Origin of the sequence: Streptomyces sp. JJ36, from assembly GCF_021696945.1 — a bacterium.
Classification (GTDB): Bacteria; Actinomycetota; Actinomycetes; order Streptomycetales; family Streptomycetaceae; genus Streptomyces.
Window position 1 is genome coordinate 60,401 of sequence record NZ_JACYHE010000003.1, and the last position, 13,754, is coordinate 74,154.

General features: G+C 73.5%; 14 protein-coding genes. 7 read left to right on the forward strand and 7 right to left on the reverse strand.

The features are described from left to right. Positions 1-29: 29 nt before the first annotated feature. Positions 30-887 carry a type I methionyl aminopeptidase gene (gene map / locus HOY81_RS02020; RefSeq protein WP_237317361.1) on the reverse strand — a complete coding sequence of 286 codons (858 nt, stop codon included), beginning with the start codon at positions 885-887 and terminating at the stop codon, positions 30-32. A gap of 52 nt (positions 888-939) precedes the next feature. On the opposite strand from map, the gene HOY81_RS02025 reads away from it, so the two are divergent. Next, positions 940-1,179, forward strand: a complete 240-nt coding sequence (locus HOY81_RS02025; RefSeq protein ID WP_237317363.1) for a hypothetical protein — start codon at positions 940-942, stop codon at positions 1,177-1,179. Between the two features lie 189 nt (positions 1,180-1,368). Here HOY81_RS02025 and HOY81_RS02030 read toward each other — a convergent pair whose 3' ends face one another. Continuing rightward, complete coding sequence (locus tag HOY81_RS02030) at positions 1,369-2,709, reverse strand: MFS transporter (RefSeq protein WP_237317365.1); 1,341 nt, start codon at positions 2,707-2,709, stop codon at positions 1,369-1,371. A gap of 42 nt (positions 2,710-2,751) precedes the next feature. After that, positions 2,752-3,378 (reverse strand): hypothetical protein, encoded by a 627-nt coding sequence (locus HOY81_RS02035; protein ID WP_237317367.1) that lies wholly within the window; start codon positions 3,376-3,378, stop codon positions 2,752-2,754. 129 nt (positions 3,379-3,507) lie between these two features. On the opposite strand from HOY81_RS02035, the gene npdG reads away from it, so the two are divergent. Further along, entirely contained in the window at positions 3,508-4,200 is a 693-nt protein-coding gene (gene npdG, locus HOY81_RS02040) for an NADPH-dependent F420 reductase (RefSeq protein WP_237317369.1), read from the forward strand. Positions 4,201-4,385: 185 nt separating this feature from the next. Continuing rightward, positions 4,386-4,586: a hypothetical protein gene (locus HOY81_RS02045; protein ID WP_237317371.1), complete on the forward strand. Its 201-nt coding sequence runs from the start codon at positions 4,386-4,388 to the stop codon at positions 4,584-4,586. On the opposite strand, the gene HOY81_RS02050 is transcribed toward HOY81_RS02045, so the two are convergent. The 4 genes from HOY81_RS02050 to panB all read right to left on the reverse strand — a co-directional run bounded on the left by HOY81_RS02050 (position 4,573) and on the right by panB (position 8,426). Next, positions 4,573-5,385, reverse strand: coding sequence for a site-2 protease family protein (locus HOY81_RS02050; RefSeq protein ID WP_237317373.1), 813 nt, complete (start codon positions 5,383-5,385; stop codon positions 4,573-4,575). The genes HOY81_RS02045 and HOY81_RS02050 overlap by 14 nt on opposite strands. 165 nt (positions 5,386-5,550) lie before the next feature. Then, complete coding sequence (locus HOY81_RS02055) at positions 5,551-6,405, reverse strand: ABC transporter permease (RefSeq protein WP_237317376.1); 855 nt, start codon at positions 6,403-6,405, stop codon at positions 5,551-5,553. Further along, entirely contained in the window at positions 6,402-7,415 is a 1,014-nt protein-coding gene (locus HOY81_RS02060) for an ATP-binding cassette domain-containing protein (RefSeq protein WP_237317378.1), read from the reverse strand. Before HOY81_RS02060 ends, HOY81_RS02055 begins: the two co-directional genes overlap by 4 nt. Positions 7,416-7,580: 165 nt before the next feature. Beyond that, on the reverse strand, positions 7,581-8,426 hold the full coding sequence (panB, locus tag HOY81_RS02065; RefSeq protein ID WP_237317380.1) for a 3-methyl-2-oxobutanoate hydroxymethyltransferase: 846 nt from the start codon (positions 8,424-8,426) through the stop codon (positions 7,581-7,583). A 192-nt stretch (positions 8,427-8,618) separates the two neighbouring features. Here panB and HOY81_RS02070 point away from each other — a divergent pair, with 192 nt between their 5' ends. From HOY81_RS02070 to HOY81_RS02085, 4 genes are all read left to right on the forward strand, one after another. After that, positions 8,619-10,247, forward strand: a complete 1,629-nt coding sequence (locus HOY81_RS02070) for an MFS transporter (protein ID WP_237317382.1) — start codon at positions 8,619-8,621, stop codon at positions 10,245-10,247. Then, positions 10,244-10,855 carry a TetR/AcrR family transcriptional regulator gene (locus tag HOY81_RS02075; RefSeq protein WP_237317384.1) on the forward strand — a complete coding sequence of 204 codons (612 nt, stop codon included), beginning with the start codon at positions 10,244-10,246 and terminating at the stop codon, positions 10,853-10,855. Before HOY81_RS02070 ends, HOY81_RS02075 begins: the two co-directional genes overlap by 4 nt. 238 nt (positions 10,856-11,093) lie before the next feature. After that, positions 11,094-12,122, forward strand: a complete 1,029-nt coding sequence (locus HOY81_RS02080) for an endonuclease/exonuclease/phosphatase family protein (RefSeq protein WP_237317386.1) — start codon at positions 11,094-11,096, stop codon at positions 12,120-12,122. A 187-nt stretch (positions 12,123-12,309) separates the two neighbouring features. Then, positions 12,310-13,671 carry a glutamine synthetase family protein gene (locus tag HOY81_RS02085; RefSeq protein ID WP_237317388.1) on the forward strand — a complete coding sequence of 454 codons (1,362 nt, stop codon included), beginning with the start codon at positions 12,310-12,312 and terminating at the stop codon, positions 13,669-13,671. The last annotated feature ends 83 nt before the right edge of the window (positions 13,672-13,754 follow it).

Genomic DNA, 13,754 nt, shown 5'->3' on the forward strand with positions numbered 1-13,754 from the left:
CCGCCGGCGACGGGCGCGCGGGCCCGGGCTCAGGGCAGGGTGAGGATGTCCGCGCCGGTCTCGGTGACCACCAGGGTGTGCTCGAACTGCGCCGACCGCCTGCGGTCCTTGGTCACCACCGTCCAGCCGTCCTCCCACATGTCCCACTCGTGGGTCCCCAGGGTGAGCATCGGCTCGATGGTGAAGGTCATGCCGGGCCGCATCACGGTGGTGGCCCGCTCGTCGTCGTAGTGCGGGATGATCAGGCCCGAGTGGAACGACGTGTTGATGCCGTGCCCGGTGAAGTCGCGCACCACGCCGTAGCCGAAGCGCCGGGCGTAGGACTCGATGACCCGCCCGATGACGTTGATCTGCCGGCCCGGGCGCACCGCCTTGATCGCCCGGTTCAGCGCCTCGCGGGTACGCTCGACCAGCAGCTTCGACTCCTCGTCGACGTCGCCGCAGAGGTAGGTCGCGTTGTTGTCGCCGTGCACGCCGCCGATGTAGGCGGTGACGTCCAGGTTCACGATGTCCCCGTCGCGCAGCACGGTGGAGTCGGGGATGCCGTGACAGATGACCTCGTTGATCGAGGCGCACAGCGACTTGGGGAACTTCCGGTAGCCCAGCGTGGACGGGTAGGCGCCGTGGTCGCACATGTAGGCGTGGGCGACCTCGTCCAGCTTGTCGGTGGTCACGCCGGGGGCGATCAGCTTGGCGGCCTCCTCCATCGCCTGTGCGGCGACGCGGCCCGCGTGCCGCATGCGCTCGATCGTCTCGGCGTCCTGCACCTCCGGACCGGTGTAGGGCGCGGGCGCCTCCTTGCCCACGTACTCGGGACGCGGGACGGCGGGCGGCACGGTGCGCTGCGGGGAGAGCTTGCCGGGGACGAGAAAGGACTGGCCAGACATGTGCGCGAGTCTATCCGTGGTACGGAGCGCGCCCCTGGGGCAGCATGACCGCATGGCACTCTTCAAGCGCAAGACGGTGGGCAGGCCCGGCGAGTGGTACTACTGCCTGGAGCACCAGAAGGTCGAGGAGGGACCGGAGTGCCCCGGCAAGGACCGCTTCGGGCCGTACGGCAGCCCGGAGGCGGCGGCGCACGCCCTGGAGACGGCGCGGGAGCGCAACCTGCAGTGGGAGAACGACCCACGCTGGCACGACGGCGCCTCCTCCCGCGACACTCCGGACGACCGGGACTGAGCCCGCGGCGCCGCGCTGCCGGGGGCCGGCGCTCTGGCGGTCCCGCGTGGGGCCGCGTCCTGCCGCCCCCGGCGGGCAGGCGCTCCTCTCGGCCTTGCGGAAGAGGGGCCGCCCCTCCGGGGCCCGCCGTCTCCGTTTCCCCGCAGCCCGCCCGTGGCGGCGGGCCGGCCGGTCCCGTGCCACGCCGGGTCAGGGCGTCGCGGCCGCCCCGTCCGGGCCCGCCGCCTCCGCCGCCCTGTCCGGCGGCGCCTCCGCCGGGCCCGCCGCACGCGCCGCCTCCCGCTTGGCCCGCGCGTGCGGGTCCGTGCGGGCGTCGTACGCCATCAGCCGGGGCAGCGCCAGCGCCAGCAGCCCCACCGCCGCCACACAGGCGAGCCCTCCGCCCCACACGGCCGTGCGCACCGAGGTCAGCGCGGCCGTACCGCCGGAGCGGAGCTGGCCGAGCTGCGGCCCCGCCGTGTAGGAGAGCAGCTCGATCCCGGCGAGCCGGCCGCGGAGCTCGTCCGGGACGGTCTGGTTCCACAGCGTCGTCCGGAAGATCCCGCTGACCATGTCGCAGGCACCCGCCACCGTCAGCAGCAGGAGCACCAGCCAGACGTCCGGCATGACCCCGGCCGCCGCCATGGCCAGGCCCCAGCCCATCGCGGCCAGCACCACCATCCGGCCGTGCCGGTGGACCCGCCGGGTCCAGCCGCTCGTCGCGCTCACCAGCAGGGAGCCCAGCGGCAGCGCGGCGTACATCAGCCCGAGCGCCCACGGCGCGTCCAGCTCGTCGGCGAGGAAGGGGAAGAGCGCCAGCGGGAAGGCGAAGAACATCGCCGAGAGGTCGACGGCGTAGGTGCCCAGCAGTTCCTTGCGGCTCCAGGCGTACCGGGCGCCCACCGTGATGGCCCGCAGCGACGGCCGGTCCGCGTCCCGCCGGGGCGGTGCGGGCCGCAGCCGCAGCCCCAGTGCGAACGACACGGCGAAGCTGAGGGCGTCCAGCGCGTAGGCGGCCTCCAGGCCGGCGTACGCCAGCAGCAGCCCGGCCCCGGCCGGACCGGCCACCCCGCCGAGCTGCCAGCGCAGGGCCATCAGCGCGGCCGCGGAGCTGAGCTGTTCGTGCGGCACGATGCGCGGGACCAGCGCGTCCAGCGCGGGTCGCTGGACGCCGACCAGCGCGCTGGACAGCGCGCCCGCGGCGTAGAGCGGCCAGAGCAGCGGCTCCGGCAGCAGGGTGTTGAGCAGCAGCCCGGCGGCGACCAGGCCGAGGGCGCCCTCGGACCACACGATGAGCCGGCGGCGGTCGAAGGCGTCCGCCAGCGCCCCGCCCCAGAGCCCGAAGACCAGCAGCGGCACCAGCTCCGCGACGCCCAGCGCACCGACCGCGACCGGGGAGCCGGTCACCTCCTTCACCTGGTAGGGCAGCGCGACGAAGGAGAGGAAGCTGCCGAGGACCGTGACGGCTCCGGCGGTCCACAGGATGCGGAAGTCCCGCGAGGAGCGCCAGGGGGAGAGGTCGGGCAGCAGCGCCCGCAGCCGGGAGGACACGAGGAGTCATGCTCCGCCGTGCCGGACCGGCGGGCAACCGGATTACCAGCGGGCCGGGGGCGGCGCGGTGAGCTGATCGGCGAGCCGGGAGAGCCGGTCGCGGAAGCGGCGGCGGACCGGGGACACCGGGCCGCGCGGGGCCGCCGCCCCCGGCTCGCCGGCGGCGGCGCTCACCAGGTGCTGGAGGGTGTCCAGGTCCAGCTCCGCCGGGTCCGCGGTGAGCGTGTCGTGGGCCAGACCGTGCAGTCCGGTGCCCGCGTCCGGCGCCCCGGAGTCCAGGGCCAGCACGGTGGCGCCGGCCCGCCGGGCGTCCTGCACCCGTTCCAGCAGGCCCCCGCCGGGCGGTCCGGGAGCGACCACCAGCAGCGTCTCCCGGCGGCCCGCGGAGGCGATCCGGTGCAGGCCGACCGCGAGGTGGGCCGGGGCCGCGGCCGGCACCCGGTGACGCACCAGGGTGGGCGAGAGCTCGGGCAGCCCGGACCAGGCGGCCTCGTCGTCGAGGTGCGCGGCCAGATGCCACGGCTCGTATTCCGCGGTGCCCACCAGCAGCAGTCCGCCGCCGCGGTGGACGACCGAGGTGCGCAGCGCGCCCGCGAACCGGCGGGCCGAGGGCAACCACGCGCTCCCCGCGAGCACTTCGCGCAGCAGCGCGACCCGTACGGCGTCCATGCGCGGCATCATGCCGCACGGCGGGGCCGGCGCACGGCGGTCCGGGGTCCCTTCCCCCGTACGGACGAGCCGGGGTGAGCCGTGCTACTCGCGGGTAGCTTTTTCCGTGTTCCTCGTTAGGATCGCCCCATGACTTCTCCCGCAGCCCCCAAGAAGGACCCCTGGGACCTCCCCGACGTGTCCGGTCTCACGGTCGGCGTGCTCGGCGGCACCGGCGACCAGGGACGCGGCCTGGCCTACCGGCTGGCCCGCGCCGGCCAGCAGGTGATCATCGGCTCCCGGGCGGCGGAGCGTGCCCGGTCGGCGGCGGCGGAGCTGGGCGAGGGCGTGGAGGGCGCGGAGAACGCCGAGTGCGCCCGCCGCTCCGACGTGGTGATCGTGGCCGTGCCCTGGGACGGGCACGCCAAGACCCTGGAGGCGCTGCGCGAGGAACTGCGCGGCAAGCTCGTGGTCGACTGCGTGAACCCGCTGGGCTTCGACAAGAAGGGCGCCTACGCCCTCACCCCGGAGGAGGGGAGCGCTGCGGAGCAGGCTGCCGCGCTGCTTCCGGACTCCCGGGTGACCGCCGCCTTCCACCACCTCTCGGCGGTGCTGCTCGCCGATCCGGAGGTGGAGCGGATCGAGACCGACGTCATGGTCCTCGGCGAGGTCCGGGCCGACTGCGAGATCGTGCAGGCGCTCGCCGCCCGCATCCCCGGTATGCGGGGCGTCTTCGCCGGGCGGCTGCGCAACGCCCACCAGGTCGAGTCGCTGGTCGCCAACCTGATCTCGGTGAACCGGCGCTACAAGGCGCACGCGGGGGTCCGGCTCACGGACATCTGAGCGGGACCCCGGAGGCGCGTCCCGGCCCGGCCGCCTCCCGCCTGCCCGCCTCCCGCACGCGGCCCCGGCTGTCGGCGCCCGCCGGCCGCCGGGCCCGCCCCGGCCCCGGCGGCCGGCGGCCGGCGGCCATGGGGGACAATGGCAGGGAATCCCGCAGAACCCACACCCCACGGGAGCCTCGCCCCATGTCCGCCCCCAGCCCGTCCCGGCCCGCCCGCGGCATCGCGGTCGCCGCCCTCCTGCTCTGTCTGCTCGCCGTCGCCGCGGCCGTGCTCTCCTTCGCCCGGGGAAGCTGGCTGGGCGTGGTCTGGGTGCTGCTGGCCGGCCTCACCTCGAACATGGCGTGGTACTACCTGCGCAGGGCGCGCGCGGTCAGCCGGGGATGACGACGTTCTGCGGCTCCCCCTCCCAGAAGCGGAAGTACTCCAGCCCGAAGTAGGTCTCGGCGTCCGAGACGCCCAGTGACCGCATCGGCGCGTCGACGGCCTCCCAGAAGACCTGGTTGACCTCCGGGATCCACAGACAGGCGAAGACGATCAGCAGCCCGAACGGCGCGAGGGGCTCGGCCTGGCGGCGGGCCGCCGGGGAGAGCCAGGGCTCCAGGACGCCGTAACCGTCCAGGCCCGGCACCGGCAGCAGGTTGAGCAGCGCCGCCGTCACCTGGAGCAGCGCCAGGAAGGCCAGCGCACAGCGGAACGCGACCGGCACCGACCCGATCGTCCCCAGCCACCACGGCGCGGTGAACGCCAGCGCGAGCACCACGTTGACCAGCGGCCCGGCCGCCGATACCAGGCTGTGGCGCCACCGTCCGGGGATCCGTCCGCGCTCCACGAAGACCGCGCCGCCCGGCAGCCCGATCCCACCCATGATCACGAACAGCACCGGGAGCACGATGCTCAGCAGGGCATGGGTGTACTTCAGGGGGTCGAGAGTGAGATACCCCTTGCCGCCGACCGAGGTGTCGCCGCCGTGCAGCGCGGTGCGGGCGTGGGCGTACTCGTGCAGACAGAGCGAGACGATCCAGCCGGACACCACGAAGAGGAAGACGGCCACGCCCGTCACGCCGGTGAGACCCGACCACACCGCCCACCCGGACACCACCGCCAGGGCGAGCAGCCCGAGGAAGACCGGGCTGATGCGGCGGTTCTCGCTGCGGTCGTGCCGTACGGCGGCAGTGCTCGTCATAGCCCTCGACCGTACCGGCCCCGGCCGGGGCCCCGGTCCTGCCGGGGCGGCACGGTCGGTGGCGCCGCGACGACCCGTGGAGTCACGACCGGTGCCGCCACGACCGGTGGGGCCACGGGCAGCCCGTGGCCCCACCGGGGGACGCGACGCGGAACCGGCCCGGTGTCAGGTCTTCTTCCGGAACTTGGCGATGGCGACCGGCGCCGTGACAGCGGTCAGACCGACCGCCCAGACCACCGTCCACAGGGCCGGGCCGGCTATCGCGCCCTCGCCCAGCATCAGCCCGCGGGAGGCGTCCGCCACATGGGTCAGCGGATTGACGTCGGTGAAGGCCTCCAGCCAGCCGGGCATCGTCTCCGTCGGCACGAAGACCGAGGACCCGAACTGGAGCGGCATCAGCACCAGGAACGAGACGCCCTGCACCGCCTGGGCGGTACGCATCGTCAGCCCCAGCAGCATGAAGATCCACACCAGCGACGCGCCGAAGACCGTGGTGAGCCCGATGGCGGCGAGCATCTCCAGCCAGCGGCCGTCGATGTCGAGCCCGACCAGGAAACCGACGGTGAGCAGCACCACGATGGCGATCAGCATCCGGCCGATCTCCACCACGACCTTCGCCACCAGCACCGAGGAACGGGCGATCGGCATGGAGCGGAAGCGGTCCATGACGCCCTTGCGGAAATCCTCGTTGATGCCCGTGCCCACCGCCATCGCGATGTTCATGCCCATCATGGCCATCATGCCGGGCATCAGGTAGTTGGTGTAGAGGTCGCGGTCGGCGCTGCCCGCGATGGCGCCGCCGAAGACGTAGACGAAGAGCAGGGTGAAGATGATGGGCATCAGCAGCGCGTCCATCATCGATTCCGGGTCCTGCTTGATCTGCAGGGCGTTGCGGCGTACGAGCGCCCCGACGTGCCGGAGATTGGCGCGCAGCCCGATCCGGCCCTCGTCCGCGCCGGGCTTCTCCGGGCGCGGCGCGTCCGCCGGGGACGCCTGGGGGGAAACGGTGGCGCTGGTCACGCCGCGACCTCCTCGAGCTCGGTCTGCTCGTCCTGGTGGGTGGCGCGCTGGCCGGTGATGGCCAGGAACACCTCGTCGAGACTGGGCAGATGGGTGGCGATGTCGGCGATCGCGAAGCCGCGCTCGCCCAGCAGCCCGACCACGGCGGTGAGCTGCTCGTCACTGATGATGGGGACGCTGACCACGCCCCGCTCCTCGTCGGGTGTGGCACCGGAGAGGCCGTCCAGCCCCGCCTGCGCCAGCGCCTCGGCCATCCGGGGGAGTTCGGCGCGGTCCACCGGGCGGATCTCCAGGGTGCGCCCGCCCACCTTGGCCTTGAGTTCGGGTACCCGGCCCTCGGCGATGACCCGGCCTTGGTCGACCACGGTCAGCTCGCTCGCGAGCTGACCGGCCTCCTCCATGTACTGGGTGGTGAGCAGCACGGTGTTGCCCTCGTCGACGATGCGCTTGACCTCGTCCCAGACCTCGTTCCGGGTGCGCGGGTCCAGGCCCGTGGTGGGCTCGTCGAGATAGAGCACCCGGGGGCGGCCGATCATGGATGCGGCCAGGTCGAGGCGCCGCCGCATGCCGCCGGAGTACTTGGCGACCGGCTTCCGGGCGGCGTCGGTGAGCGAGAAGCGCTCCAGCATCTCGTCGGCGCGGCGGCGGGCGTCGGCGCGGGAGAGATCGAGCAGGCGCCCGATCATGTAGAGGTTCTCCCAGCCCGCGAGCTTCTCGTCGACCGAGGCGTACTGCCCGGTCAGGCCTATGGTGCGGCGGAGCTGGCGGGGCTGCCGCACGACGTCGTACCCCGCCACGGTGGCCGTGCCCCCGTCCGGCACGAGCAGTGTGGAGAGCATCCGGACCAGGGTCGTCTTGCCCGCGCCGTTCGGCCCGAGCACCCCCATCACCGTGCCCTCGCGCACGTCCAGATCGATGCCGTCGACGGCCTTGGTGTCCCCGAAGTGCTTCACCAGGCCGCGGACTTCGACGGCGTTCCGCCCGTGGCCGGTGTTTCCCTGTCGCGTCATGCCGACCACGATGTCACCCGCCACCGACAACCGGCCGACAACCGGCCGACATCCCGGTGCACGGGCGGCACGGCGGGGCACCCGCCGTGCCGCCCGTCCCGGGCACCCGCCGTGCGCCCGTCCCGGGCGCGGGACACGCGGACGGCGGCCCTGCGGGAGCGCGGCTCAGGCGAAGCTGTGCTGCTCCTCCGGGAAGCCGCCGACGGTCACGTCCTCCGCGAAGGCCCGGGCGGCGTCGCCCAGGGACTCCCGGAGCTGCGCGTACTGCTTCACGAAGCGCGGCAGCCGGCCGGGGGTCAGCCCGGCCATGTCGGTCCACACCAGCACCTGGGCGTCGCACTCCGGCCCGGCGCCGATGCCGACGGTCGGGACGTGCAGGCTGCGGGTGACCTCGGCGGCCAGCTCGGCCGGCACCACCTCCAGCACCACCGCGAAGGCGCCGGCGTCCTGCACCGCCTTGGCGTCCCGCAGCAGCTGTGCCGCCGCCTCCTCACCGCGGCCCTGCACCCGGTACCCCATGGCGTGCACGGACTGCGGGGTGAGCCCCAGGTGCGCCATCACCGGGATGCCGGCCTGCACCAGCAGCTCGATCTGGTCGGCGGAGCGCTCGCCGCCCTCCAGCTTCACCGCGCCGACGCCGGCCTCCTTGATCAGCCGGGTGGCGTTGTGCAGCGCCTGCCGGGGGCCCTCCTGGTAGGAGCCGAACGGCAGGTCGCCGATGACCAGGGCCTGCTTGGTGCCGCGCACGACCGCGGCCGAGAGCAGGGTCATCTCGTCCATGGTGACCGGCACCGTGGTCTCGTAGCCGAGGTGGCAGTTGCCCATGGAGTCGCCCACGAGGAGGACCGGGATGCCGGCCTCGTCGAAGACGGAGGCGGTCATCGCGTCGTAGGCGGTGAGCATCGGCCACCGCTCGCCGCGCTCCTTGGCGGCGGCGAGATCGCGGACCGTGACCCGGCGGTTCCGCGTCCCGCCGTAGAGCGTCCGAGGGGAGTTCTGGGCAGGCGTCATCGCACATGCTCCTGTGTCGTCGTCTCGAGGCGCCCTCACGGCGTCCCCGGATACGCCGTCCATGCTGGCACGGTTCGCCCCGCCGGGAAACCCCGGCCGGGGCGGCCGGCGGCCCCTGCCGGGCGGGCCGGCGACACGCCCCGGGCAGCGATACGAAACGGGCCCGTATCGTTACGGTTCTACGCTGGAGCGATGAGCGCCTCCCCCGCCGGTTCCGCCCCCTCCCCGCCGGTCCCCGAGGCCGTGCACCAGAGGCGATGGGCCATCCTCACGGTCCTGATGTTCAGCCTGCTCGTCGTCGTGCTGGACAACTCGATCCTGAACGTCGCCATGAAGGTCATCGCCCAGCCCGCCCCCACGGGCCTGGGCGCCGCCCAGAGCGAGCTGGAGTGGGCGATCAACTCCTACACGCTGGTCTTCGCCGGGCTGCTCTTCACCGCGGGGCTGCTGGGTGACCGGCTCGGACGGAAGAAGACGCTGCTCGGCGGCATGCTGGTGTTCGGCGTCGGCTCGGTGCTCGCCGCCTTCTCCGGCAGCCCGGGAGAGCTCATCACCTTCCGTGCCGTGATGGGGCTCGGCGGGGCCTTCGTGATGCCCGCCACGCTGGCCATCATCATGAACGTCTTCGAGCGCGAGGAGCAGCCCAAGGCCATCGGCATCTGGGCCGGGTCCGTCGGCCTGGCCATCGCCGTCGGGCCGGTCACCGGAGGGCTGCTGCTGGAGCACTTCTGGTGGGGCTCGGTCTTCCTCGTCAACGTCCCCGTCGTGGCGCTCGCCCTGGTCGCCATGGCGCTGCTCGTCCCCGACTCGCGCGACCCCCGCCCCGGGCGGCTCGACCCGGTGGGCGTGCTGCTCTCGGTGGCCGGACTGGTCCTGCTGGTCTACGGCATCATCGAGGGCGGCCAGCTCGCGGAGTTCGCCGCACCGCAGGTGCTGCTCACCTCCGGCGGCGGGCTGCTGCTGCTCGTCCTCTTCGTCCTGTACGAGCGCCGCAGCGACCACCCCGCGCTCAACATGGCCTACTTCCGTGACCCGGCGTTCTCCGCCGCCGTCGGCGCCATCGCGCTGGTCTTCTTCGCCCTGATGGGCGTCACCTTCTTCAGCGTCTTCTACATGCAGAGCGTGCGCGGCTACACGCCGCTCGGGGCCGGTCTGCTGATGATCCCGCTGGCGGTGGCGCAGATGGTCTTCGCGCCCCGGGCACGGCTGGTGGTCGACCGCTTCGGCGCCAAGGCCGTCTGCACCGCCGGGATGGTCCTGGTCGCCGCGGCCCTCGCCGGCTTCCTGCTGCTCGACCGCGACACCCCGATCTGGGTGCTGGAGGTCCTCTACTTCGTGATGGGCGCCGCGATAGCGCACATCATGCCGCCCGCCACGGTCTCGATCATGCAGGCACTGCCGCGCGAGAAGGCCGGCACCGGCTCCGCGGTCAACAACACCTTCCGCCAGGTCGGCGGCTCGCTGGGGGTGGCGGTGCTCGGCTCGCTGCTCTCCGCCACCTACCGGGACCACATCGCCGGCGCCCTCGCGCAGGTCCCCGCGGGCGCCCGCCGCGAGGCGGGGGAGTCCATCGAGGGGACCCTGACCGCCGCCGAACGGATGGGGGCCGCCGGGCAGGCACTCGTCGACCCCGCGAAGAACGCCTTCGTGGATGCCATGCACGTGACGGTGGTCTGCGCGGCCGCCGTGGCCCTGCTGGGCGCCCTGGTGGTGGCGCTCTGGCTGCCGGGCAGGCCCGCCGCCCGGGCCGCCCCGGGCTCCGGCGATCAGCAGCCCGGCTCCGACCGGGCGCCGGCCGGGACGGAGGAGGGCTCCCGGTGACCGGCGCGCCGGTCACCGGGGCGGCCGGGCGCCGCGGCCGGCCGCGCAGCGCCGCCGCCGGCACCGCCATCGTCGAGGCCGTGCTGCGGCTGATCGAGGAGGGCGAGAGCATCGACGGTCTCTCCGTCGAGCGCATCGCCCGTACCGCCGGCGTCGGCAAGGCCACCGTCTACCGGCGCTGGGCGGGGAAGGACGCCCTGCTGCTGGAGGTGATGCGGACCCTGGACGAACCGGCGGTCGTGCCCCGCGGCGACTCCGTCCGCGAGGACCTGGTCGCCATCCTTGAGCGCCTCCGCCGACGCGGCCTGGCGAAGCGCGAGTCGGCGCTGCTGCGCGCCATGATGAGCCACTTCCGCTCGCACCCCCGGCTGTGGCAGGCGTACCACGACACCGTGATCCGGGCACGCCGGGAGACCCTGCACGCGGTGCTCCGCCGCGGCATGACCCGCGGCGAACTCCGCGACGACATCGACGTGGAACTGCTCGGCGAGCTCTTCACGGGGCCGATGCTCTCCCGCGCTCTGCTGCACGAGGGGTGTGAACTGCCGGAGGGGCTGGCCGAGCGCATCGTGGACGCCGTGCTGGAGGGCGCCCGCGCGCGCGGCTGACCGGGCGCCGCCCCGCCGGTCGCGTGTGCCCCCCGCCCGGCCCGCCCGGCCGCACGCGTGCTCCGTGTCCGCGTTCTGTCACAACGCCCCGGACCGGTGGCGGGCACGGGAACCCGGGGCGGGCCGCCGTACGTCCTCGCAAGCGTACGGACCCGGATCCGGCCGGAGCAGGATCCGGGAAACGCCCATGATCGCCTATCGTTTCATCGGGCGGCAGCACGGCAAGTGAGGACGGCGCATGGCACGGGCCTTCATGACGGACCCCGCGGAGACCGACGAGCGGGAGCCGGCCTCCCGCCGCATCGGCAGCCGCCTCGGTCCGGCCCTGCGGCGCTGGCGGGACGGCGGCTGGACGCGGGGGCTGGTGCCCGCCGGGGCGGCGCTCGCCCTCGGCGCGGCGATGATCCTGCACGCCGAGGTGCCGAACGCGGTGGGCAACCTGGGCTCGCTCTGGGAGACCTTCCTGCCCTGGGGCGGGCTGCTCGTCCCGGTGCTGCTGACCGCGGCGGTGCTCCGCCGGTCCTTCACGGCGCTGCTCGCACTGCTCCTCCCCGTCGTCGTCTGGCTCGACCTGTTCGGCGGGCTGTTCTCCGACAAGACGGCGGCCGGCGGCGACCTCACCGTCGTCACGCACAACGTGGACGCGGCCAATCCCGACCCCCGCGGCGCCGCCCGGCAGCTGGCGGGGAGCGGCGCCGACGTGCTGGCGCTGCAGGAGATCGCCGGCGCCCGGGTCCCCCTCTACGAGCAGGAGCTGGCGGACGCCTACCCGTACCACACCGTCCAGGGCACCGTCGGGCTGTGGAGCCGCCACCCGCTGCGGGACACCGCGCCGGTCGACATCGGCATGGGGTGGAAGCGGGCGCTGCGCTCCACCGTCGAGGCGCCGCAGGGGGACGTCGCGGTCTACGCCGCCCATCTGCCGTCGGTGCGCGTGGAGTTCCGCTCCGGCTTCACCGCCGGCCGGCGGGACGACGCCGCCCGCATGCTGGGCCGTACGATCGCCGCCGACCCGGCGGACCGGGTGGTGCTCCTCGGCGACCTCAACGGCACCATGAACGACCGGGCGCTGGCCCCGGTGACCGCGCAGATGCGCTCCACCCAGGGCGCGGCCGGGGCGGGCATGGGCTTCAGCTGGCCGGCCGGGTTCCCCATGGCCCGGATCGACCAGATCATGGTGAAGGGGCTGGAGCCGGTCTCCTCCTGGACGCTGGGCGGCACCGGCAGCGACCATCTGCCGGTGGCGGCCACGGTGGACCTCCCGTGAGCCGCTCCGGCGCCGCTGCCCGGGCGCGTGGGCGTGTGAGACCGTGCACGTGAGGGGCCCGGCGCCGCACCCGCAGCGCATACGGGCAAGGGTTCGCAACACGGCGGAAACCCTGTGGTGGAATGCTGGTGGGCCCCGACCCGCGCCGGGGCTGCGAGAGCCCGGCTGACCAGCGAGGATGGGATCCATGGACAAGCAGCAGGAATTCGTGCTCCGCACGCTCGAGGAGCGCGACATCCGGTTCGTCCGGCTCTGGTTCACCGATGTCCTCGGCTTCCTCAAGTCCGTCGCCGTCGCCCCCGCCGAACTCGAGCAGGCCTTCGAGGAGGGCATCGGCTTCGACGGCTCCGCGATCGAGGGCTTCGCCCGGGTCTACGAGTCCGACATGATCGCCAAGCCCGCGCCCAGCACCTTCCAGATCCTGCCCTGGCGGGCGGAGGCACCGGGCACCGCGCGGATGTTCTGCGACATCCTGATGCCGGACGGCTCGCCGTCCTTCGCCGACCCGCGGTACGTCCTCAAGCGGGCGCTGGCCAAGACCTCCGACCTCGGCTTCACCTTCTACACCCACCCCGAGATCGAGTTCTTCCTGCTCAAGGACAAGCCGGTGGACGGCACCCGGCCCACCCCGGCGGACTCCTCCGGCTACTTCGACCACACCCCGCAGCACGTCGGGCAGGACTTCCGGCGGCAGGCCATCACCATGCTGGAGTCCATGGGCATCTCGGTGGAGTTCTCCCACCACGAGGGCGCCCCCGGCCAGCAGGAGATCGACCTGCGCTATGCGGACGCGCTCTCCACCGCCGACAACATCATGACCTTCCGGCTGGTGATGAAGCAGGTCGCGCTGGAGCAGGGGGTGCAGGCCACCTTCATGCCGAAGCCGTTCTCGGAGTACCCCGGCTCCGGCATGCACACCCACCTCTCGCTCTTCGAGGGCGACCGGAACGCCTTCTACGAGTCCGGCGCCGAGTACCAGCTCTCCAAGATCGGCCGTTCCTTCATCGCCGGCCTGCTCCGGCACGCCGGCGAGATCTCCGCCGTCACCAACCAGTGGGTCAACTCCTACAAGCGCATCTGGGGCGGCGCGCAGCGCACCGCCGGCGAGGGCGGCGAGTCCCCGTCGTACATCTGCTGGGGGCACAACAACCGCTCGGCGCTCATCCGGGTGCCCATGTACAAGCCGGGGAAGACCGGCTCCACCCGCATCGAGGTGCGCTCGCTCGACTCCGGCGCCAACCCCTACCTCGCCTACGCGGTGCTGCTCGCCGCCGGCCTGAAGGGCATAGAGGAGGGGTACGAGCTGCCGGCCGGCGCCGACGACGACGTGTGGGCGCTCTCCGACTCGGAGCGGCGCGCCCTGGGCATCGAGCCGCTGCCGCAGAACCTGGGCGAGGCGATCGCGCTGATGGAGCAGAGCGAGCTGGTCGCGGAGACGCTCGGGGAGCACGTATTCGACTTCTTCCTGCGCAACAAGAAGCAGGAGTGGGAGGAGTACCGCTCCCAGGTCACCGCCTTCGAGCTGAAGCGGTCCCTGCCCGTGCTCTAGGACCTGTCCGGCGGCCCGGGCACGGGCGGTGCGGCGCGCGCCCCGGCGCGTCCGCGAGCAGGCAGGGGTCATCATGGAGCCGC

What these genes read in the sequence shown, in the direction of transcription:
- map (WP_237317361.1), bottom strand. Translation starts at nt 887, where the DNA reads ATGTCTGGCCAGTCCTTTCTCGTCCCCGGCAAGCTCTCCCCGCAGCGC.
- HOY81_RS02025 (WP_237317363.1), top strand. Translation starts at nt 940, where the DNA reads ATGGCACTCTTCAAGCGCAAGACGGTGGGCAGGCCCGGCGAGTGGTAC.
- HOY81_RS02035 (WP_237317367.1), bottom strand. Translation starts at nt 3,378, where the DNA reads ATGGACGCCGTACGGGTCGCGCTGCTGCGCGAAGTGCTCGCGGGGAGC.
- npdG (WP_237317369.1), top strand. Translation starts at nt 3,508, where the DNA reads ATGACTTCTCCCGCAGCCCCCAAGAAGGACCCCTGGGACCTCCCCGAC.
- HOY81_RS02045 (WP_237317371.1), top strand. Translation starts at nt 4,386, where the DNA reads ATGTCCGCCCCCAGCCCGTCCCGGCCCGCCCGCGGCATCGCGGTCGCC.
- HOY81_RS02050 (WP_237317373.1), bottom strand. Translation starts at nt 5,385, where the DNA reads ATGACGAGCACTGCCGCCGTACGGCACGACCGCAGCGAGAACCGCCGC.
- HOY81_RS02060 (WP_237317378.1), bottom strand. Translation starts at nt 7,415, where the DNA reads ATGACGCGACAGGGAAACACCGGCCACGGGCGGAACGCCGTCGAAGTC.
- panB (WP_237317380.1), bottom strand. Translation starts at nt 8,426, where the DNA reads ATGACGCCTGCCCAGAACTCCCCTCGGACGCTCTACGGCGGGACGCGG.
- HOY81_RS02070 (WP_237317382.1), top strand. Translation starts at nt 8,619, where the DNA reads ATGAGCGCCTCCCCCGCCGGTTCCGCCCCCTCCCCGCCGGTCCCCGAG.
- HOY81_RS02080 (WP_237317386.1), top strand. Translation starts at nt 11,094, where the DNA reads ATGGCACGGGCCTTCATGACGGACCCCGCGGAGACCGACGAGCGGGAG.
- HOY81_RS02085 (WP_237317388.1), top strand. Translation starts at nt 12,310, where the DNA reads ATGGACAAGCAGCAGGAATTCGTGCTCCGCACGCTCGAGGAGCGCGAC.